The following is a 20,379-nucleotide window of genomic DNA, read 5'->3' on the forward strand; positions in this document are numbered from 1 at the left end:
TCAGGCGGAATCCCGTTTCTGCCGGCTTTTGAGCAGACAGTTGTTCTCAATGGTTTTCACCAGTTCCTTCGCCAGTTGCTCCGGTGTGCCGCAGAAGCTGCTGCAGCCGGTAGCGGCGACCGAATCCGGCATCGAACTGTTGCCGCAACTCTTGCTTTCCTGCACCCAGATGCGACTGCCGTAGGCTTTAAGCATGGGCGCTGCAATGGCGCCATCGTTGCCCATGCCGGAAAACAGGATGGCGTGGCAACGCTTGCCGTAGTAATCGGCGACGTTAAGCAAGACCTGGTCAATGGACGGGCCATAGGGACCAGGCCAGGGAGTGTTGCGTTCTGTCAGTTGGCCCTGGGTGTCGAACGTCCATTCCCGCTCAACCGGCATCAGCACCACATCACCGTTTCGTACCCGGTAGCCTTCTTCCGCTCGTTTGAGCTGGTAGTGGGCATGTCGGCCAAGAACCCGGGTCAGTACCTCGGTGAAGTTGCCATCAATATGCTGCGCGTACACAAAGCCCACCGGCAATCCCGGTGGCAGATTGTCCAGAAACGTTTTGACGGCAGCGGGTCCGCCCAGGGAAGCGCCCAGCACCCAGACGTCCTCTGCCAATGAGCCTGGCGCTGCCGGGGCAATCCAACGAGGCAGTTCCGGTGCCGAATGAAGCGCCGGTGTGGTCTCCACCAATTCTTCCAGATCGCTGGCGGTGTCCAGGGCCTCCAGGTGGCCAAGTTGCTGCTCCAGCTTGTCCACAAGCCGTCGTTCCCAACGGAAATAGTCTGTACTGCCGGGTTTGGGCGCCTGATCAACCCCGAAAAGTACCGGGGCGTCGGTATTTTCCAGCAAATGATCAAACAGCGCTGGATGGTCAGCCTCGTCTTCCAGGGTGACCAGCCACAGGCATGCATCCGGGAATTCCGGATAGTCCATCAGTCGGGACGGATCGCCTGAAAACGACACTTCCAGGCCGAATTTACCGGTGGCGGCCTGCAACCGGTGGCGTTGCAGGACCACATCGGAAACAATCCCGACCCCGGGCCGGCCAGATTGGCCGGCCATCACTGATTCCCGGTCAACCGCTTGATGGTGTCAAGCAGCTCGGCTTCCTGGAACGGTTTGCCCAGATACTCGTTGACCCCGATCGACAGTGCCCGTTCGCGGTGTTTCTCTCCGGTTCGGGAGGTGATCATACAGATCGGTGTTTCCTTCAGGTTGTCGTCGTGGCGCACGAAACTGGCCACCTCGAAACCGTCCATCCGGGGCATTTCGATGTCCAGCAGAATGATGTCCGGGCGATGATCCTGAAGCTGGGCCACCGCATCCAGGCCGTCCTTCGCGGTGATGACTTCCATGCCGTTTCGTTCCAGCAATCGAGAGGTAACCTTGCGCACGGTTACCGAGTCGTCCACCACCATAACGGTGGTGATTTTCTCTTCGTAGCGGCTGGTTTCCCGGGCTTTTTCGAGGTTCGCCAGGCGTTGCCGTTCGGACAGGATGTCGGAACGGATCATCGCTGGCAGGTCAAGAATCACCACCACGTTACCGTCACCCAGAATGGTGGCACCGGACACACCGCGCACGGTACTGAACTGCGGCCCCAGGGATTTAACAACGATTTCCCGGCTGCCCATCAGGTGGTCCACCTGCAAGGCCATGGGCTGTTCGGCACCTCGCACCAGAATTACCGGTAATGGCAATGCCTGACCCTGCAGTTTCGGATGATGGTCACTGTTCAGCAGGCTGCCCAGATACTGCAGGCGGTATTGCTGGCCGGCGTATTCGTACATGGGGGCATCCGGCTTGTAATACTCTTCCAGCTCGTAGGTGCTGACCCGCACGATACCTTCAATGGTGTTGAGCGGGATGGCATAGAAGTCTTCGCCGGTAGCCACCATCAGGGCGCGGTTCACCGACACGGTAAACGGCAGGCGCACGGTAAAGGTGGTGCCGCGGCCCAGGGCCGAGTCAATATCCAGGCTGCCGCCCAGTTGCTTGATCTCGCTGCCGACCACATCCATACCCACACCACGGCCAGAGATCTGGGTAACTTGTTGGGCGGTGGAGAAGCCGGGCTGCAGGATAAACTGCAGGATTTCCCGCTCTGACAGGTCTTCATCGGCCCGCATCAGCCCCTGACGGACGGCTTTGTCGCGGATCACATCGGCCGGGATACCCTTGCCGTCATCGATCATCCGCAGAACCACATCGCCGCCTTCCCGGGTCAGTGACAACGTCACTTCACCGGTGGCAGGCTTGCCGGCTTTCTTGCGCTCTTCCGGGGTCTCGATGCCGTGGTCCAGGGCGTTACGCAGCATGTGCTCCAGGGGCGCGATCATGCGCTCCAGAATATTGCGGTCCATTTCGCCTTCGGCGTTGCGAACGTCAAAGTCCACTTTTTTGCCCAGCTCGCCGCTGATCTGGCGCACGATACGGCGCAGGCGTGGCACCATCGAGGCGAACGGAATCATCCGGGTCTTCATCAGACCTTCCTGGAGTTCCGTGTTGATCCGGGACTGCTGCACCAGCAGGGTTTCGGTATCCCGTACCCGGTCGGCCAGGGTTTCCCTCAGGTCGGCAAGGTCAGAGGATGACTCGGACAGTGCCCGGGACAGCTGTTGGATGGATGAGTAACGGTCCATCTCCAGCGGATCGAAGTCGTCGCCGTAGTCTGGGCCGTGTTCCTGTTCGGCCCGGAACAGAATCTGGGCCTCGGTTTCGATATCCATCCGGCGCAGCTGTTCACGCAAACGTTCGATGGTGGCGGCCATTTCATCCAGGGTGTGGCTGAAATCGCTGGTCTGCTGCTCCAGGCGGCCCCGGGTAATACTGGTCTCGCCGGCCAGGTTAACCAGTTCGTCCAGCAATGGCGCAGACACCCGGATGGTTTCCTGGGCCGCTCGCTGGGTTTCGGCCGCCTTGTTACGGATCTTGGCCGCTGCTTTTGCTGGCTTGGGCTGCTCCGGGGTCGGTTTGGCCGGCGTTTCTGGTTGCGGGGCCGGTACCTCGGCTGGCCGCTCAGATGTCGGCTCAGGCTGCGTTGAATCAGGCTGCGCCTGTGACGGTGCAATAACCGGTGCACCCGACTCAAAGCGAGTGCGGATAGCCGACACCAAACCAATAATAGCGTCGTGGTCTTCGGTAATCGCCTGCCACTGGCTGTCGTCCGGAGCGTTTCCACCCAAATCAATCAAGCGGGTTTCAAAGGCGTGGGCTTTGTCACCCAGTTCGCTAAGTTGCGACAACCGTGCGCCACCCTTGAGGGTGTGCAGGGCCCGTTGGGCCTCCTGGTTGAAATGATGGTTGGCTGGCTCTTTGCGCCAGTCATCCAGCAGCTGCTCGAGCTGGTCCATGATCTCGCCGGCTTCCTCCAGGAAGATCTCCAGCACTTCTGGATCGACCACATCCGAGTCGGCCTCGGCGGATGCCTCCGGGGCCTCCGCCAGGTCGTCGGACACCTGGCCGGTGGCCTGGAAGTCGGCAATCAGGTCGCTGTCAGACTTAGGTTTCTGGCCTGCTTCAATGGTATCCAGCATGGACTTGAGGCTAGCCAGGGCCCGGTCGCTGAGCGTCAGCAGACCTTGCTGATCGTTACCGCCGGAGACCAGAGTATCCAGCGCGTCCGACCAGGCCTCGGCAAGGTCGGCAATCGGGTCGACATCGGACAGGCGGGCGCCACCCTTAAGGGTATGCAGTTCCTGCTGCAATCGGGTGATGCCGGCCAGTTCGTCCGGTTCTTCACGCCACTGGTCGAGGCATTCGGTGATGGCTTCATGGATCTCCAGGCCTTCGTCCAGGAAGATGCCAATCAGGTCGTCATCGGAGGCAGCTGCCAGAGTTCCGGTAGGTTTTTCATGGACATCAGTGCCGGGCTCGGCGATGGTCTCCGGGCTCTGATCCTCGGCGCTTGGCTCTTCCGCCTCCTCCACCTCTGCGGCAGGCAAGGTTTGCACTGGCGCCGGGGTCTCGCCCCGCAGAATCGCTTCCACCTGCTGAACCAATTCATCGGCCGGCGGGCAGGGCTTCTGGGTGGCGACCTGTTCAACCATCTGAGCCAGACGGTCGTGGCAGGCAAACAGCAGGTCAGTCATTTCGCCGCTGGCGTCGAGCTGGCCTTCCGCCACTTTCTCGAAAAGATCTTCCAGCACGTGAGTCAGGTCGCCGATGGCGTCGACACCGGCCATGCGGGCGCCACCCTTGAGGGTGTGTACTTCCCGCTGAAGGACAGCTGCAACCTCACGATCCGATGGATCTTCGCTCCAGGCATGTAACGAGCTGCCGGTGGAGTTGATCAGGTCATAGGCTTCCTCGAGGAAAATGCCTACCAATTCAGGATCAAGGTGTGAAAGGTCTGTGGCCTGTAATTCGTCTTCCGCAGTGGTCTCTTCTGGTGCCTCGTCAGCCTCGGGCAGCGGCAGCTCCTGGTCTTCGGACACGTCTACGGTGTCAGAGGGGCTGACGTCGGTGACCGGCCGTGAGCCCCGTGCGGTATCGATGTAGGCGTGGATCTCGGCAATCAGATCCGGTGCCGGCCTTGGTGGCTCCTGGGTTTCCAGGGCCTCTACCATGCCTGCCAGACGGTCATGGCAGCGGAACAGCAGATCAGACAGGGTGTCGGTGACGGCAAACTTCTGCTCGGTCAGTCCCTCGAACAGGTTTTCAAGTTCATGGGACAGGTCGCCCACCGAGGGGATGTCGGCAAGCCGTGCACCGCCCTTAAGGGTATGCAGGTCACGCTGCAGCAGGCGCAGGATGTCCAGGTTGCCGGTATCTTCGCTCCAGCTCTGCAAGGCATCGGCGGTGCTGTTGATCAGGTCGCGGGCTTCCTCGAGGAAGATTTCCGCCAGTTCCTCGTCAATATCGCTGTCATCCGAGGACAGTTCCGGCAGCGGTGGCTGCTCGCTCTCGGCGGGTTCGGGCGCACCCTGGTCCAGTTCTTCCAGTTCGAGGCTGAGGTCGATTTCTTCCAGATCCTCGGTGAACTGCTGGTCGAACTCGCTCGGTTCCTCACTGGCTTGCGATGATGCGCTGGCCAGTTCGTCGAGCTCTTCGATCAAACCGTCGCTGGGTTCGGTGGCGAGACCGGCAGCCACTTGATCCATCAGGTTGATCAGTTGTTCCTGGGCTGGGCGAACGGTGGCGAAGAAGTCGTCGCCCGGTGTCAGCTGATTTTCTGCGACCGCGGTGTAGGTGCGGGTCAGGGCAGCGGCCAGGTTGGCTACGTCTGTCAGACCGGCATCCGAGGCTCCCCGGGTCAGTTGTTCCAGTTCCTCACGCAAGGTGGCCAGTGAGTCGGTGCGCTCCGGGTGTTGTGCCCAGTCGTCGAGGATCGATTCTGCGTCCAGAACAATGTCCAGACCTTCACCGAGGAACAGCTGAACCAGTTGCGTCGGCGCCTGCTCAGACTGCTGCTCGTCGTCAGACATGGCATGTGAAAGCAGGGTTTGCTGGCTGATCTGTTGCAGTCTTGCCAGGTATTCATCGGTGCCCTCGAGCGACCCTTGCGGGTTGCTTCTGAGTTGGGCCAGGCCTTCGGTCAGGTAGCGGCTGGCCTGTTCGATCAGTTCCAGAACGTCCCGGTCCGCACGCTTGTTCTGGGCCCTGGACTCTTTAACAAAGCGTTCAAGCGGCGTAATAACCTCGGCAATCGGGCCGATACCGGCAGTATGGGCGCTGCCCTTGAGGGTGTGGAGGGCCCGGGAAAGGTCATCGGTGTAGGCGGCCGAGGTCTTGTCACCGGCTGCGGCCAGATAATCCTTGAGGGTTTGCAGGTGGGTTTCGGTTTCGTTCTCGAAAATCTCGAGAAGAACGGGATCGACGTCCTGATCTGGCTCACCGGCGCCCGCATCGAATTCCGGTTCGGCGTGTTCCAGACCGGTATCCTGGGCTGTCTGGCCTTCATCACCTATCTCGGCTTCCGCCGGGGGCATGGAGGTGGCGTCCGGAATCTCGCCGTTGGCCAGGGCGGTTGCCCGGGCCTGCATGACCGAGGTATCGACGCTGGCGGGGCGACGTTGCTCGAAATCAGACACCAGGGCAGGTACGGCGTCGGTCACGTCCTGAACCAGTTGTGCCACGTCGTCGTTCATGAAAATGCTACCGTCGATAACCCGGTTGAGCATGTTTTCCACAGACCAGGCCAGTTCACCGATCACCTCGGCGCCAACCATCCGGCCACTGCCCTTCAGGGTGTGGTAGGCGCGGCGCACTTCCGCCAGGGCGGTGCGGTCGTCGTGCTGGCGCAACAGCATCGGCAGGTATTCGCGGATGGTGTCGAGCACTTCCCCGGCTTCTTCGATGAAGATTTCCAGAATCTCATCGTCGATCAGGTCATCACTGTCACTGGCGTCGGTGGCGGCCGGCTGTGCAATCTCTTCCGACAGAGACTCATCCGGTTGCGCAGATTCGGGAACAGAACTGGTCTCGGGCTGCTCTGCTGGTGCAGGGGCTTCCTCAGCATCGGCCCGACGAGTGGTGGCCAGGGCTTCGGCCCGTTCGATCAGTTCGGCAACGTCACCGCTGCTGTGGCCATCTCTGAATTCGTTAATCAGTGATGGAATACGGCTGTTAACTTCATCGACCAGTGCAAACAGGTCGTCACTGGGCTTGATGGTCTGATCGATCACCCGGTTCAGCAGGTTCTCAACCGACCAGGCCAGTTCGCCGATACTGGAGGCACCTACCAGACGGCCACTGCCTTTAAGCGTATGGAAGGCGCGGCGCACTTCGGTCAGTGCCTCGCGATCGTCGTGGCTCTGGCGCAGGCGGGGGTAGAATTCATGGATGGTCTGGAGAACCTCTTCGGCCTCCTCCACGAAAATGCCCAGAATTTCGTCATCGACCAGCTCGTCATCCGATGCCTTGGCCGCATCCGGGGTGTCGCCCGGCTCCTGAACTTCCACAGTCGGCACGGAGGTGGATTCGGACGCCTGTTGGTCGAGGTTCCAGGTTGGCTCCTGGCCTACCGGGAAGCCAAGCCCGGCCAGACTGTCTTCAGCCACTCTCAGAATGGAATCGTTGTCGCTGATGCCTTCCGCCAGGCGCTCCAGATAGTATTCGATACTGGTGACGGCATCGGCCAGGGTGTCCAGCTGTTTCCAGTCAGGTACCTGCTTGTTACTCAGCAAGACATCGGAAACGTAACGCTCAGCCGAGGCCAGCATGTCTGCCACGCGATCCAGCGGTACCAGGCTCAGCCCGCCGCGAATGCTGTGCAACAGGCCGGGAACATGGTCGATTTCCCGGGTATCCCATTGCGAGGCAATGAAGTTGACGATGGCCGACTTGACCTGCTCGAGGGTGTTGCGCGACTCCCGGAGCAGGGCTTCGCTGGCGTCGCCCAACTCGAGACTGCCCATGTTGGGGCGTTCGTCATCCTGGCTGCCCGACTCAACGTCAGTCCGCCGGTCACTGTCCAGGCCGGCAAGGCTGGCTTCGACGTAGAGCAGTGCCCCGGCGATGTCCATCAGGGTGCCATCGTCGGCGGGCTCGGCCTGGCCACACAGTTTTTCGACCAGTTCAACCTGTTCGGTGACCACCTTGCGGGGGATGCCGAGGCCCAGAACGGCCAGGGTGTTGGCAACCTGGCGAAGGCCCGGCAGCAGTTCGTCAAGCTCGGTGTTCTGGCGCAGTTCGGCGCGCACGAACAGGTCGAGCTGATCTTTCAGGCGGGCCAGCTCCTCGTTCAGGGCGCTGACAACAGAATGAATGGCATCGCGGCCCGGGCCGGACACGCGAGTGCGGGCAGCATCAACGTCGTCTTCGGACGGCAACGCGCTGGTTAGCTGATAGGCGTCCCGGAGTGCATTGACCTGCGGGCTGTCCAGGTCACGGGCCCGTGCCACGTAGTACAGCAGGTGCTTGAACAGGGCTTCCGGTACTGGCTGCTGCAGAATATCGGCGTGCTCGTCGGTCAGCCGTCGAATCTCGGCGTCCAGCTCCCGCAACAGGGATTTAACCGCGGTATTGACCGGGTTCACGTTGGCCCGAAGGGTCTCGACAAAGGCGCTGGCAGCTTTCCAGAGTTCACCGCGGGGTGTTTTCTGGCATAGGCGAATCAGTCGCTGGATCACCTTCTGCATGTAATCGAAATGGGCGGCCAGGTCGGCCTCCCGGACCACGCCGGCAAGGGCAAACTGATACATCTGCCGCAGCTTGCGCAGATGCCCAAGAACCTTGGGGTCGTGCAGGCGTTCGGAGACTTTGCTGCTTACCCGGATTCGGGATGGGCTGAGATCCGGCTTGAACAGTGACGTGTCTGACAGAAGGGCTTCGCCCCGCGCGGCCCGGAGATCGTTCAGCAGCGGCAGCAACACCATCGGAAAATCGTCACGACTGCTGCCGAGGTGTTCGAGGTACTGGGGCAGCTGCAGGATGGCCTGCATGAGGACATCAACGGCTTCGTCAACATTGGTGACGGTTTCGTTCAGGATGGCCTGGGTCAGCTTTTCCATCTCTTCAGTCAGCAAGGCTGCACCGTAGAGTTCCACCATCTGCAGGGTACCGTGTACCTGATGGAGGTAGTTCAGGCAGAAGCGCAGGCGCGCGGTATCGTCACGATTATCGACGTACGCTTCAAGTGCATGCTGGCCCTGGGTCAGCGTGTCCTGTATTTCGCCCCGAACCCAGTCGAGGGCGATACTGTCATGGTGATTGCCCATAACCACTCCGGTTATTCTTCGTCGGACTGACGTTTGATCCACGCCAGCACATGTTCCGAGGGAAGCCTCTGCAGGCCCGGTGGCTGCCAGTCGGTCAGTTCACCCTGGCCAAGCACCAGTAACCCCCCCGGTGCCAGACGCTCTGCTAGCCGTTTTACAATTTCCCGCCGGCGCCAGCGGCGGAAGTAGATCAGCAGGTTCTGGCAGAAGATAATGTTCATGCCGTGCATCGGTGCCTTGTCCAGGTCCAGGACATTGAGCCTGGTAAAACAGACGCGGTCACGGATGCTGTTCACAATCTCAACGGTATTCCGTTCTGATGGACGGAAATACCGGGCTTTCATGTCTTCGTCCATGCCCAGCAATTTGCGGGCATTGAACTGGCCCTGGCGTGCCTTTTCGATGGCGGGCAGGCTGATGTCAGAGCCAGTGACGCCAAACAGGGGCGGCAGTGCCAACTGCCCCATGCATTCATTGAGGATCATCGCCAGGGTGTAGGGCTCTTCGCCGGTTGAACAGCCAACACTCCAGGCTTCCAGGGCACGTTTTCTGAACTGTTCCCGGGGGCGGGTCAGAACATAGTCTGCAACCAGCCGGAAGGCGTCAGGGTCCCGGAAAAACCGGGTTTCCTGAACCGTCAGACGATCAACCAGTGTTGCCCATTCCCTGACGGCATCCGGGCCGTTAACGATTTTCTCGTAATAGGCCTGATAGCTGCTGCAGCCGATTTCCCGCATTCGTATACCCAGATTGGTTTCCAGGAACGAACGGCGTTCGGCCGTCAGGGTGATGCCGGTGCGGTGCTCCAGCAGGGTCTGCCACTGGCTGAACTGCGCCTCATCCATATCCGGGAGTCGGCGCAGTGCCCAAATGCCTTCGGCGGGTGACAGTTGGTTATGCATCTGAGCCATAAACCGTCATTCGCCCCGGGCCGGTGATCAGCTGACCACCGGAACGTCGTTGTCTTCCTCTTGCTCCTGATCTGCAAGCTCTTCGTCTGGCAGGGTGAAGCCGGCAACGGAGGACCGCAGTTCAGACGCCATCTCGGCCAGGTTACCGATAGACTTCGCGGTTGCGTTGGTACCGGACGAAGTCTGCGAGGTGATTTCCTGGATGACGTTCATCGTGTTGGAAATGTGCGCCGCAGAGGACGACTGCTGGCGGGCCGCGTTGGAGATGTTCTGGATCAGTTCCGCCAGAGACATGGATACGTTCTCGATTTCCTCGAGGGCGATACCCGCGTCCTGGGCCAGACGGGCACCACGGACCACCTCGGCGGTGGTGTGTTCCATGGAGATAACGGCTTCGTTGGTGTCAGACTGGATCGTCTTAACCAGCGCTTCGATCTGCTTGGTTGCTGCAGAAGAACGCTCCGCCAGTCGCTGAACTTCGTCCGCAACCACCGCGAAGCCCCGGCCGGCGTCACCGGCCATGGAGGCCTGGATTGCGGCGTTCAGAGACAGGATGTTGGTCTGGTCGGCGATGTCGTTGATCAGCGATACGATGTCGCCGATTTCCTGGGAAGATTCACCCAGTCGCTTGATCCGCTTGGAGGTTTCCTGGATCTGCTCACGGATGTTGTCCATGCCGCGGATGGTGTTCTGTACCACTTCCGCGCCTTTCTTGGCGATCGCAACCGACCGCTCCGCAACCGCTGAGGATTCGGCGGCGTTGGAAGATACCTGGTCGATGGACACCGCCATCTCGTTAACCGCAGCAGAGGCGCCGGCAATTTCCTGGGCCTGGTGCTCGGAAGCATCGGCCAGGTGCATGGCCGTGGCCTGGGTTTCCTGGGCCGCTGACGCAACCCGTACAGCGGTACCCCGAATCGCCTGTACCAGCCCGCGCATCTGGTCGATCGCGTAGTTGATGGAGTCCGCGATGGCGCCGGTGAAGTCCTCGGTTACCGTGGCCTCGGTGGTCAGGTCACCATCCGCCAGGTCGGCGAGTTCGTCCAGCAGTCGCAGGATCGCGTTCTGGTTCTGTTCATTCTGCTCCTGAGTCGCAGACAGTCGAGCCTGGGCATCGCGATACAGAGCCACACCGATGATGACCACGATCGCCACCATGGCTGCCAGCAGGAAGAAGGCCAGGGTCGGGCTGATGAAGCGGGAGCTGGACTGACGGGCAAAACCGTCGGCCAGAACGGAGAGCTCAGACAGCAGGATCTCGGAGTTCTGGAAGATGTCACTGGCAGCGGTACGAACCTTGAAGAGGTCGGGAGAGGCTTCAAGGATCGCATCAACGTTCTGGGAAACGAATTCGAACAGCTCGTCTACCGCCTCCAGGCCGTAGATAGCGTCTTCATCGGCTACCCTGGAGATGCCCATGGCGGGGTTGCCGTTAAGCTGACCGTCCAGTACCCGGCCAAACAGGCTGGCGTCACGGCCGAAACGGTCAGCGGCGATAACCGCGTCTTCGTCACCGGACAGTACGTTGTTGACAGAACGCACGATACGCTCTGCCAGCAGCGACTGGCGCTGGGCCAGGGCGATCTGCTCCGCCGGAGCGTTGTTGTCCAGCAGGATCTGTACGATGTCATCGTACTCCACCTGCAACTGGGGAATGGTTTCGTTCAGGGTCCGGGCTACTTCGTGCAGGCCAAGTACCGCATCCCGGGTAGACAGGATGCTGTCGGCGTTGTCCCGAACCGTGTTCCAGTTCTGCTGAACGCCACTGCGCTGGGCCATTTCACTGGCAGGCAGGCCGGTGGCCGGATTACCTTCTGAGACGAATGACCAGAGCTGCTGGAAGTCATCCCGGGAGCGACGAAGCTGGTCAAAGGCTTCGGCGGTACCGCCGGCGGCCTCGGTGGCGTTCTTCGCGATCTCCTGGGAGAGCACCCGCATTTCGGCGGTGTTGGCGATGTATTCCTGGTCGTTCTGGCTATCCCTGTTAATAATGAACAGGACCACAACGAGCAGGACGGTGAGTGCAATCAGCGCAGCGATCAGGCCGGCAACCAGTCTGTTGCCCCCCTGTCCCATGCTGAGTCTTCCGGCTCTGTTTTTCATTTTCTGGCTCCCGGCCTCTTTCTTTCTGGAAATGGCAAGTTTTTGTAACGGGTTTCAGACGGTCAGGGTGATGTTCCTGCCAGTGCTCACACCCTTACCACTGTGCGACATCGAGAAAACGCTCATCTTCCACCAGATCGGCGGCAGAGAACACTTTCCAGACCTCCTCGTTGCGCTCATAACCACCGGTTACGAACGGACGAATGCTGTCGGCTACTCCCTCGGGAGTCGCCCTGAAACTGTCTTTTGCAAAGTACTGCATGCCCAGCACGGAATCGACCACCAGGCCGCTGAATACGTCGCCTTCCTCAATGACCAGAACCCGACGCTCGCGCATACTGCGGGAGGATCGGGGAACATCGAAGAAGCCAGCGAGATCAACCAAAGGCAGAAGGCGGCCGCGAACATTGGCAGCACCCATCAAAAACGAGCGAACCCCCGGGATATGAGTAAACCGGGGGACGTGCAGGATTTCGGTGACTTCACCCATGGGTGCGACATAGCGCTCACCCGCCAGAACAAAACCGATGCCATTCCAGAGTTCAACGGCTTCCTGTTGTTCCGGAAGGCCGGCGGCTAATGACCGGCTGCGCTGGGCGATATCCGTCAGAACGGCGAAAGGGGCGGCCTGGGCGGACATGCTTACTCCACGGTTAGGGATCAGGCAATCAGGCTGTTGATTGTTTTGATCAGGTCATCTTCGTTAACCGGCTTGACCAGGTAACCCTTGGCGCCCTGGCGGGTTCCCCACACGCGGTCGGTTTCCTGATCCTTGGTGGTGACAATCACAACCGGAATGGACGCAGTTTCTGGCGCGCGGGTCAGCTGGCGGGTGGCCTGAAAGCCATTGAGGCCAGGCATGACCACGTCCATCAGAACCAGGTCCGGGGTTTCTGCGCGGGCTTTGGCCACGCCGTCTGCACCGTTGTCGGCGGTCAGCACTTCGTGCTTGTGTTTTTCCAGGATAGTGGAAATCTTTTTAACTTCTGTTGGCGAGTCGTCAACAATCAGAATGCGGGCCATGTTTTCCTCGATAATTACTGGTGTCAGCAGGTTTACTGTTGCGCCTGTGGAATGTACTGGCGAATAGTATTGAGCAGCTCATCCTTGCTGAACGGTTTGGTCAGATACTGGTCCGAGCCAACGATGCGACCTTTTGCCTTGTCGAAAAGGCCGTCCTTGCTCGAGAGCATGATAACCGGCGTCTTTTTGAAAGAGGAATTGTTCTTGATAAGTGCGCAGGTCTGGTAGCCATCCAGTCGGGGCATCATGATATCAACAAAAATGATGTCCGGCTGGGAATCGGCAATCTTGGCCAGAGCGTCAAAGCCGTCAGTGGCGGTGATGACCTCACAACCGACCTTTTTGAGAAGGGTTTCTGCGGTGCGACGAATGGTTTTGCTGTCGTCAATCACCATAATCTTCAGATTCTCGAAGTTGTCATCCATTGTCCAACTGCCTTGCGCTCTAGCGACTGTCGTTATTTTCAAACGGGGGTTTTAACACAAACCTTAAGGTTGTTCTATAAACCCCGCTCATTTATAGAGTATCGATGGCCGGATAAAAAGTATTAGTTTGTGACCAAATGTACTTCTGCCTGTGCCGTCACGGATTTAACTGTGGATTTCACCGGGTGCAATCAAGGCTCGGGTACAATACCATTTCCAGCATAGCACTTTATCGCTGGTTCGCTCTGCTGACCGGTTCGTGTTTTCACATCGAAATTCCAGGAGACTCTGATGACAGTCCGGCTCGGGATCGTGATGGATCCTATCGAAGACATCAGCTTCAAGAAAGACAGTTCGCTGGCTATGTTACTGGCGGCGCAGAAATGCGGTTGGCAGATCGAGTATATGGAACAGCACGATCTGTATCTGGCGGGTGGCCAGGCCCGTGCCCACACCCGCGATCTCACCGTGCATATGGACCCGGAAAACTGGTTCAGCTTTGGCGCCAGCCAGGATCGGGCCCTGGGTGATCTGGATGTGATTCTGATGCGCAAGGATCCTCCGGTGGATCGCGAGTTCCTGATGGCCACTTATATATTGGGGGCTGCTGAGCAACAGGGTGCGCTTGTGGTCAATCCGGCGGCCACGCTGCGGGATTGCAACGAGAAGCTGTTTGCCACCCAGTTCGAGGACCTCACGCCACCGTTGATTGTCACCCGTTCCTCCCAGCGTTTCCGGGAGTTCTATGCCGAGCATGGCGACATCATCATGAAACCGGTGGATGGCATGGGCGGCCGGTCGATTTTCCGGGTCAGAGAAAACGATGCGAACCTTGGGGTGATCATTGAAACTCTGACCAACCATGGCGCCCACCAGGCCATGGCGCAGAAATTCATTCCGGAAATCACCGACGGCGACAAGCGGATTCTGTTGATTGAGGGCGAGCCGGTGCCTTACGCCCTTGCGCGAATTCCATCCCAGGGTGAAAATCGCGGCAACCTGGCGGCCGGGGGGCGTGGAGAGGGGCGCGAACTGACCGCGCGGGATCGGGAAATCTGTGCCCGCGTAGCGCCGGTGATCAAGGAAAAAGGGCTGATGTTTGTCGGGCTGGATGTTATCGGTGATTACCTCACCGAAATCAATGTCACCAGCCCAACCTGTATCCGCGAGCTGGATGCGGCCTTTGGCATCGACATTGCCGGCATGCTGATGGATGCCATTGATCGGCGCCTGGGCCGGAGCTGAGTCAGGCTTCCTCCAGGCACGTGCAGATAAACTATCAGGAAAGGTAATGGCTGTTCAGGTAAGCGATTTTGACCGGTTGTCCTTCACGCTGTTCATGGCGCTGGCGGTGCATGCCATTGTGGTTCTGGGCATTACCTTTGCTCCGGAGTCTCCCCGTTCGTCTGCCCAGACCATGGAGATTACGCTCTCGCAGTTTGATGATGAGCAGGCTCCGGATGAGGCGGATTTTCTGGCCCAGACCAGCCAGCAGGGTAGTGGCACGGAAGAAGAGGCCATGGAGATGACCACGCCGGAACCAGCCGAAATCAGCCAGCCCGAAATGGCCCAGGTGCAGCCTGAGCCCCAGACCACCACACAACCGCAACCCCGGGAAGAGCGTGCGGTGGTTCAGACCGAAACGACGGCGAGCCGGCAGGTAGAGCAGCCCGAAGACCGGTCAGAGCCTGAGCCGGAACCGTTGCCACGCAGTGAGCGCAAAAGCCTGATGGAGCGGAGCCTGGAAATTGCCAGCCTGGAAGCCCGGTTTGATGCCCAGCAGCAAGCCTATGCTCGCAAGCCAAGGGTCATGCGGGTGACGGCGGCCTCTACCCTCAGGTCAAGCAATGCCTGGTACGTTCAGAACTGGGTAAGCAAGGTCACCCGGGTGGGCAACATCAATTACCCGACCGAAGCGAGACAGGCCGGGATCTACGGAAATCTGCGTATGCTGGTTTCTCTGCGCAAAGATGGCACAATCAAGGAAGTGGCGATTCTCCAGTCGTCCGGCAGCACGGTGCTTGATGATGCCGCCATTCGCATTGTGCGCATGGCCGCGCCCTTTGCGCCCTTCCCGGAAGAGATGCAGCAGGAAGTGGACGAACTGGAGATCATACGTACCTGGTCGTTCCAGCAGCGGGGGCTTACATCCGGATGACAGCGTCCAAGCAAACCGACGGTAATTTCAGGCACCACTTTCTGGTGGCGTCACCGTGGCTCGCCGACCCCCGTTTCCATGGCGGCGTTATCTACCTCTGTGAGCATTCCGAAGAGGGGGCGCTGGGGCTGATGATCAATCAGCCGCTGGATATCCATCTGGGAGAAATCCTGGAGCAGCTGGACATGCATGGCGGTGAGCTGGACTTGCCGGTGTTCACCGGTGGCCCGGTGCAGCCGGAACGGGGATTTGTGCTCCACTCGCCGGGGCGGCAATGGCAAAGTACGGCACTGGTGACCGATGACGTTCTGCTCACCACCTCCCGGGATATTCTGGAGAGTATTGGCTGTGATGAAGGGCCGGATGAGTTTCTGGTGGCTCTGGGTTACTCGGGCTGGGGTGAAGGGCAGTTGGAAGAAGAGTTGGGCAGCAACGCCTGGCTGACCTGCCCGGCCAGCACCGACATCCTGTTCCGGACACCGGTCAGCCAGCGTTATGAAGCGGTACTCCGGTTGATTGGTGTTGATCTGAACCAGCTCAGCGATTCGGTGGGCCATGCCTGAACAAGGTAACCGTCGGCTGCTGGCCTTTGATTTCGGAACCCGTCGCATCGGTGTCGCTTCCGGTCAGGAACTGCTCGGCACAGGCCAGCCCCTGGCCATGATCCCAGCGAGGGATGGTATCCCGGACTGGCAGCAGATCGAGACACTTCTGGTGGAATGGCAGCCGGATATGGTGCTGGTTGGGTTGCCGCTGAATATGGATGATACCGAAAACGACATGTGTGCCCGGGCCCGTAAATTCGGCAAGCGCCTGCACGGTCGTTTTCATGTGCCAGTGGAAATGGTGGATGAGCGACTGACCAGCTTTGAAGCCAAGGGCGATGTGATGGCTGCCGGTGGCAACCGTGATTTTGGTCGCCACGGGGTAGATGACCGTGCTGCGGTACTGATACTGGAAACCTGGTGCCGGGAACAGGCCGGCTGACCTGACTGATGAGGCTCTGATGACCGCATTGATGGATATCAACCAGTTGCTGGATGAGCTGGAAACCGGGTTACGCCGGATTCTGGAGCAACGTGGTATCGACAACCCTGTGCTGATTGGCATTCGCACCGGTGGCGTCTGGCTGGCGGATGTTATTGGCAAGCGCCTGGGGATTGAGCAGCCGTTTGGTGAGCTGGATATTTCCTTCTATCGGGACGACTTCAGTCGCATTGGCCTGAACCCGAAAGTGAAGCCCTCCAGCCTGCCTTTTGACACTGAAGGCCGTGACATCATCCTGATTGATGATGTGATCATGAGTGGGCGAACCATTCGCGCCGCGATGAATGAGATCTTCGATTACGGTCGTCCTGCCAGTATCATACTGGCCACCTTGATTGATCTGGGTGCCCGGGAGCTGCCGATTCAGCCCGATGTGGTCGGCCATTCCCTGGCGCTGGAAGCGCACCAGCGCGTCAAGTTGCGCGGCCCCGAGCCGTTGCGCATCGAACTTCAGGACTCCGGGCAGTAACACCCCCAATTGACGACAGGCGAGCCATGACCGCAAACGATCCCTCCCCGAACCACTTGCAGCTGACCCGGGATGGTCAGTTGCGGCATTTTCTCACTTTGGACGGCCTGGGCCGGGAGCTGCTGACCGACATTCTGGATACCGCCGATTCCTTTATCGAAGTGGGTGAGCGCAGCATCAAGAAGGTGCCGCTGTTGCGGGGCCGCACCGTCGTTAACCTGTTCTTCGAATCCAGTACCCGTACCCGCAGTACCTTTGAGCTGGCCGCCAAGCGGCTGTCTGCCGATGTGCTGAACCTGGACATCAACACGTCGGCCACCTCCAAAGGGGAATCCCTGTCAGACACCCTGCTTAACCTGGAGGCCATGGCCAGCGACATGTTCGTGGTGCGGCATTCCCAGAGCGGGGCGCCGCACTTTATCGCCGAAAGCGTGACCCCGGGCGTGGCCATCATCAATGCGGGCGATGGCAGGCATGCCCACCCCACCCAGGCGATGCTCGACATGCTCACCATTCGCCAGCACAAGGGGCGTTTTGAAGGCCTGAAAGTGGCCATTGTCGGCGACGTATTACACTCCCGGGTTGCCCGTTCCCAGATCCGGGCCCTGAACGAACTGGGCGCAGAAGAGGTGCGGGTGATTGCCCCCGGTACCCTGTTGCCCAGGGACGTGGAAGATCTCGGCTGCACCGTGGAATACGACATGGCCCGTGGCATGAAAGACCTGGACGTGGTGATCATGCTGAGACTGCAAAAGGAACGTATGGAAGGAGCGCTGCTGCCCAGCGAGCGGGAATTCTACCGACTGTACGGTTTGAATCAGCAGAAGCTGGCACTGGCGAGGCCGGATTGCATTGTGATGCACCCGGGGCCAATCAACCGGGGGGTCGAGATTGAATCGGCGGTGGCGGATGGCCCTCAATCGGTGATCCTGAATCAGGTAACCAATGGTATTGCCATCCGCATGGCGGTCATGTCCATGGCGATGGGCGGGCAAATGGCAGAGCGACAGCAAAAACAGACAGACAGCGAGGGACACCGGGCATGAGTGGCAGCCAGCAAGATAACAGCACCAGCCTGGTGATTACCGGTGGCACCCTGTTCGATGCTCATGGGCAATTGACCGACAATCCCGGGCTGCTGGTTCGCGACGGAAAGATTGCCGCTGTCGGGTCTGAGGCGGGGCAGGCTGGTGCAGCTAGGAGCGTTGACGCCAGTGGCTGTGTGATTTCCCCGGGGTTTGTGGATTTGTGTTGCAACCTCCGGGAGCCCGGCAATGGTCAGAAGGGCAATATTGCCTCGGAAACCCGGGCAGCCGCCCACGGTGGTTTCACCACGGTTTGCGCCAGCCCGGAAACCTCTCCGGTCAATGATTCCAGCGCCGTGACCCATCTGATTCGTGAAGGTGCGGCTACCCGTGGTGTGGTGAATGTGTTGCCCGTTGGAGCGATTACCCGTGGCCTGGAAGGTGACTTGCTCAGTGATATGGCGGGCCTGAAGAACGCCGGTTGCGTGGCAGTGGGTAACGGTTCCCGTGGGGTGCGCAATGCCCGTATCCTGCGCCGGTGTATGGCCTATGCCCAGACCTTCGACCTGACAGTGATGTTCAGTCCGGAGAACCAGGCCCTGGCCGCGGACGGCTACGCTCACGATGGTCAGGTGGCGACCCGTCTGGGCCTGCTGGGCATCCCGGAAGTAGCGGAGACGGCTGCGGTCATGGAAATGCTGTTGCTGGCGGAGGAGACCGGGGTACGACTGCACCTGAGCCAGTTGTCCTGTGGCCGCAGCGTCGAGATGCTGGCGGACGCCCGGAAACGGGGAATCCAGGTGACTGCCGATGTCGCCATGCATCAGCTGGTGTATACCGAAGACGCACTGGCGGGCTTTGATAGCCGTTTTCACGTACGCCCGCCGCTGCGCTCCGAGAGTGATCGCCAGGCGCTGCTGGCAGGCGTTCGCGAGGGTGTGATTGATGCCATCGTCAGCCAGCATCAACCCCACGACAGCGCCGCCAAGCAGGCGCCACTGCCGGCCACCGAACCTGGCCTGTCCAGCATCGAGAGCGTGTTGTCCCTGGGGTTGGGGCTGGTGGCGTCTGGTGAACTTGAGATGCCTGACCTGCTGTCTGCGCTGACCCTTGGTCCATCCCGAGTTTTGGGCCGGGAATGGGCGCTGGCTGAGGGTGTGGCGGCAGACCTGTGCATTTTCGACCCCAAAGGCCATTGGGTACCGTCCCCATCTACCCTGGTGTCAGCCGGACACCATGCCCCCCGTTTCGGATGTGAGCTGCCGGGGTTAATGAAGCTAACGCTGGTTGGCGGACGGACCGCCTGGCAATAGTGACACTGCTGAAAATGCGGCAGAGGTTGGCCAACCTCTGTCGACGCCATCACAGATTACCCTGTTTTTGCTGAAAAACTCTTGAAGAGAGGCACCTGAGCCAACGTATTCTATGGCTCGACCACTTATGGTCATCAAAAGGACGACGGAAAATGCCGGCGGCCTGCTGTGCCGGTGTCCGACAATAATAATTCAGGAGTCATCCCGTGAAATCAGTCAGTTTATCCCGCCGTATTGCCATGGCGGCTGCTTTGTGCGCCACCCTGGTTACCCCTGCTCTGGCGAAAGCCGAAACCGAGATTCTCGAGCGCAGCTTTTGCGTGTTTGATCCCGTGGGCGCCAACGGCCCGCTGTTTGCCATTACCAAAGAGTTTCAGCCGGTCGCCATGCAGCGAGGCATCAGGCTGAACCTGCGGGCTTACACCGATGAAAAGGTTGCCGCCGAGGACTTCAAGGCGGGCCAGTGCGACGCAGTGCTGCTCACGGGCACCCGCGCCCGTGAGTTCAACAAATTTACCGGCAGCCTGGAGGCCATGGGTGCCGTCCCTGGCGAGCAGGAAATGCGCCTGTTGTACAACACCCTGAGCCAACCCCAGGCACGCCAGTTCCTGGTTGAAGGGCCCTACGAGGTGGCCGGTGTATTCCCCGGTGGTGCTATCTACCTGCACACCCGTGATCGCAACGTCGACTCGGTTGAAAAACTCCAGGGCAAGCGCATCGCGACCCTGGATTATGACAGTGCGTCGGTGCGCATGGTTCGTCATGTAGGCGCGTCAGTGGTGGGCTCCAATTCCGCCAATTTCGCTGGCAAGTTCAACAATGGCAGTGTCGATCTGGCCTATGCGCCTGCCGTGGCCTATCAGCCATTGGAGTTGTACAAGGGCGTCAACGAAAAGGGCGGTGTTTTCAAGTACGCCTTGGCATATATGAACTTTCAGGTGATTATCCATACCGACCGTTTCCCCGATGATGCCGGTCAGATGGTGCGTGATGAATCGATCAAGCGGATTGATCAGGCCTACGAGATCATCGCCGAGGCAGAAGCTGGCATTCCCGAAGAGGTATGGATGCACCCACCCCAGGAAGATGTGGCCGAGTATGACCGGATGCTGCGCCAAGTGAGGCTGTCTCTGCTGGAGGATGGCGTGTATGACGAGCGTGCGATCAAACTGATGCGTGCCATTCGTTGCCGGGTGGACGGTTCGCGCTCGGAGTGTGCGTCTTAAGTCTGAAGGGCGTTGCTGGGCCTGTCAG

General features: G+C 59.6%; 15 protein-coding genes. 8 read left to right on the forward strand and 7 right to left on the reverse strand.

The window, feature by feature from the left end:
- From ASQ50_RS11615 to pilG, 7 genes are all read right to left on the reverse strand, one after another.
- Positions 1–1,053: a chemotaxis protein CheB gene (locus ASQ50_RS11615; RefSeq protein ID WP_058090785.1), complete on the reverse strand. Its 1,053-nt coding sequence runs from the start codon at positions 1,051–1,053 to the stop codon at positions 1–3.
- Positions 1,053–8,651 carry an Hpt domain-containing protein gene (locus ASQ50_RS11620; RefSeq protein WP_058090784.1) on the reverse strand — a complete coding sequence of 2,533 codons (7,599 nt, stop codon included), beginning with the start codon at positions 8,649–8,651 and terminating at the stop codon, positions 1,053–1,055. Before ASQ50_RS11620 ends, ASQ50_RS11615 begins: the two co-directional genes overlap by 1 nt.
- A gap of 11 nt (positions 8,652–8,662) precedes the next feature.
- The gene (locus ASQ50_RS11625) at positions 8,663–9,562 is read right to left on the reverse strand and encodes a CheR family methyltransferase (protein WP_058090783.1); all 900 of its coding nucleotides are present in this window, start codon (positions 9,560–9,562) and stop codon (positions 8,663–8,665) included.
- A 27-nt stretch (positions 9,563–9,589) separates the two neighbouring features.
- Positions 9,590–11,665, reverse strand: coding sequence for a methyl-accepting chemotaxis protein (locus ASQ50_RS11630; protein ID WP_058090782.1), 2,076 nt, complete (start codon positions 11,663–11,665; stop codon positions 9,590–9,592).
- A 94-nt stretch (positions 11,666–11,759) separates the two neighbouring features.
- Entirely contained in the window at positions 11,760–12,305 is a 546-nt protein-coding gene (locus ASQ50_RS11635) for a chemotaxis protein CheW (RefSeq protein WP_058090781.1), read from the reverse strand.
- Positions 12,306–12,325: 20 nt separating this feature from the next.
- Positions 12,326–12,688: a twitching motility response regulator PilH gene (gene pilH / locus ASQ50_RS11640; protein WP_011787171.1), complete on the reverse strand. Its 363-nt coding sequence runs from the start codon at positions 12,686–12,688 to the stop codon at positions 12,326–12,328.
- A 32-nt stretch (positions 12,689–12,720) separates the two neighbouring features.
- A complete protein-coding gene (gene pilG / locus ASQ50_RS11645; protein WP_058090780.1) occupies positions 12,721–13,113 on the reverse strand; it encodes a twitching motility response regulator PilG in 393 nt (130 codons plus the stop codon).
- 291 nt (positions 13,114–13,404) lie between these two features.
- On the opposite strand from pilG, the gene gshB reads away from it, so the two are divergent.
- The 8 genes from gshB to ASQ50_RS11685 all read left to right on the forward strand — a co-directional run bounded on the left by gshB (position 13,405) and on the right by ASQ50_RS11685 (position 20,351).
- Positions 13,405–14,358 (forward strand): glutathione synthase, encoded by a 954-nt coding sequence (gshB, locus tag ASQ50_RS11650; protein WP_058090779.1) that lies wholly within the window; start codon positions 13,405–13,407, stop codon positions 14,356–14,358.
- A gap of 46 nt (positions 14,359–14,404) precedes the next feature.
- Entirely contained in the window at positions 14,405–15,271 is an 867-nt protein-coding gene (locus ASQ50_RS11655; protein WP_058090778.1) for an energy transducer TonB, read from the forward strand.
- A complete protein-coding gene (locus tag ASQ50_RS11660; protein WP_058090777.1) occupies positions 15,268–15,834 on the forward strand; it encodes a YqgE/AlgH family protein in 567 nt (188 codons plus the stop codon). Before ASQ50_RS11655 ends, ASQ50_RS11660 begins: the two co-directional genes overlap by 4 nt.
- Positions 15,827–16,258, forward strand: a complete 432-nt coding sequence (ruvX, locus tag ASQ50_RS11665) for a Holliday junction resolvase RuvX (protein ID WP_058090776.1) — start codon at positions 15,827–15,829, stop codon at positions 16,256–16,258. Before ASQ50_RS11660 ends, ruvX begins: the two co-directional genes overlap by 8 nt.
- 19 nt (positions 16,259–16,277) lie before the next feature.
- Positions 16,278–16,787 carry a bifunctional pyr operon transcriptional regulator/uracil phosphoribosyltransferase PyrR gene (gene pyrR / locus ASQ50_RS11670; protein ID WP_058090775.1) on the forward strand — a complete coding sequence of 170 codons (510 nt, stop codon included), beginning with the start codon at positions 16,278–16,280 and terminating at the stop codon, positions 16,785–16,787.
- Between the two features lie 26 nt (positions 16,788–16,813).
- Complete coding sequence (locus ASQ50_RS11675) at positions 16,814–17,833, forward strand: aspartate carbamoyltransferase catalytic subunit (RefSeq protein WP_058090774.1); 1,020 nt, start codon at positions 16,814–16,816, stop codon at positions 17,831–17,833.
- On the forward strand, positions 17,830–19,125 hold the full coding sequence (locus ASQ50_RS11680; RefSeq protein ID WP_058090773.1) for a dihydroorotase: 1,296 nt from the start codon (positions 17,830–17,832) through the stop codon (positions 19,123–19,125). The genes ASQ50_RS11675 and ASQ50_RS11680 overlap by 4 nt, the downstream gene beginning before the upstream one ends.
- 206 nt (positions 19,126–19,331) lie before the next feature.
- On the forward strand, positions 19,332–20,351 hold the full coding sequence (locus tag ASQ50_RS11685; protein WP_058090772.1) for a putative solute-binding protein: 1,020 nt from the start codon (positions 19,332–19,334) through the stop codon (positions 20,349–20,351).
- Positions 20,352–20,379 lie beyond the last annotated feature (28 nt).

This window comes from Marinobacter sp. LQ44, assembly GCF_001447155.2.
Classification (GTDB): Bacteria; Pseudomonadota; Gammaproteobacteria; order Pseudomonadales; family Oleiphilaceae; genus Marinobacter.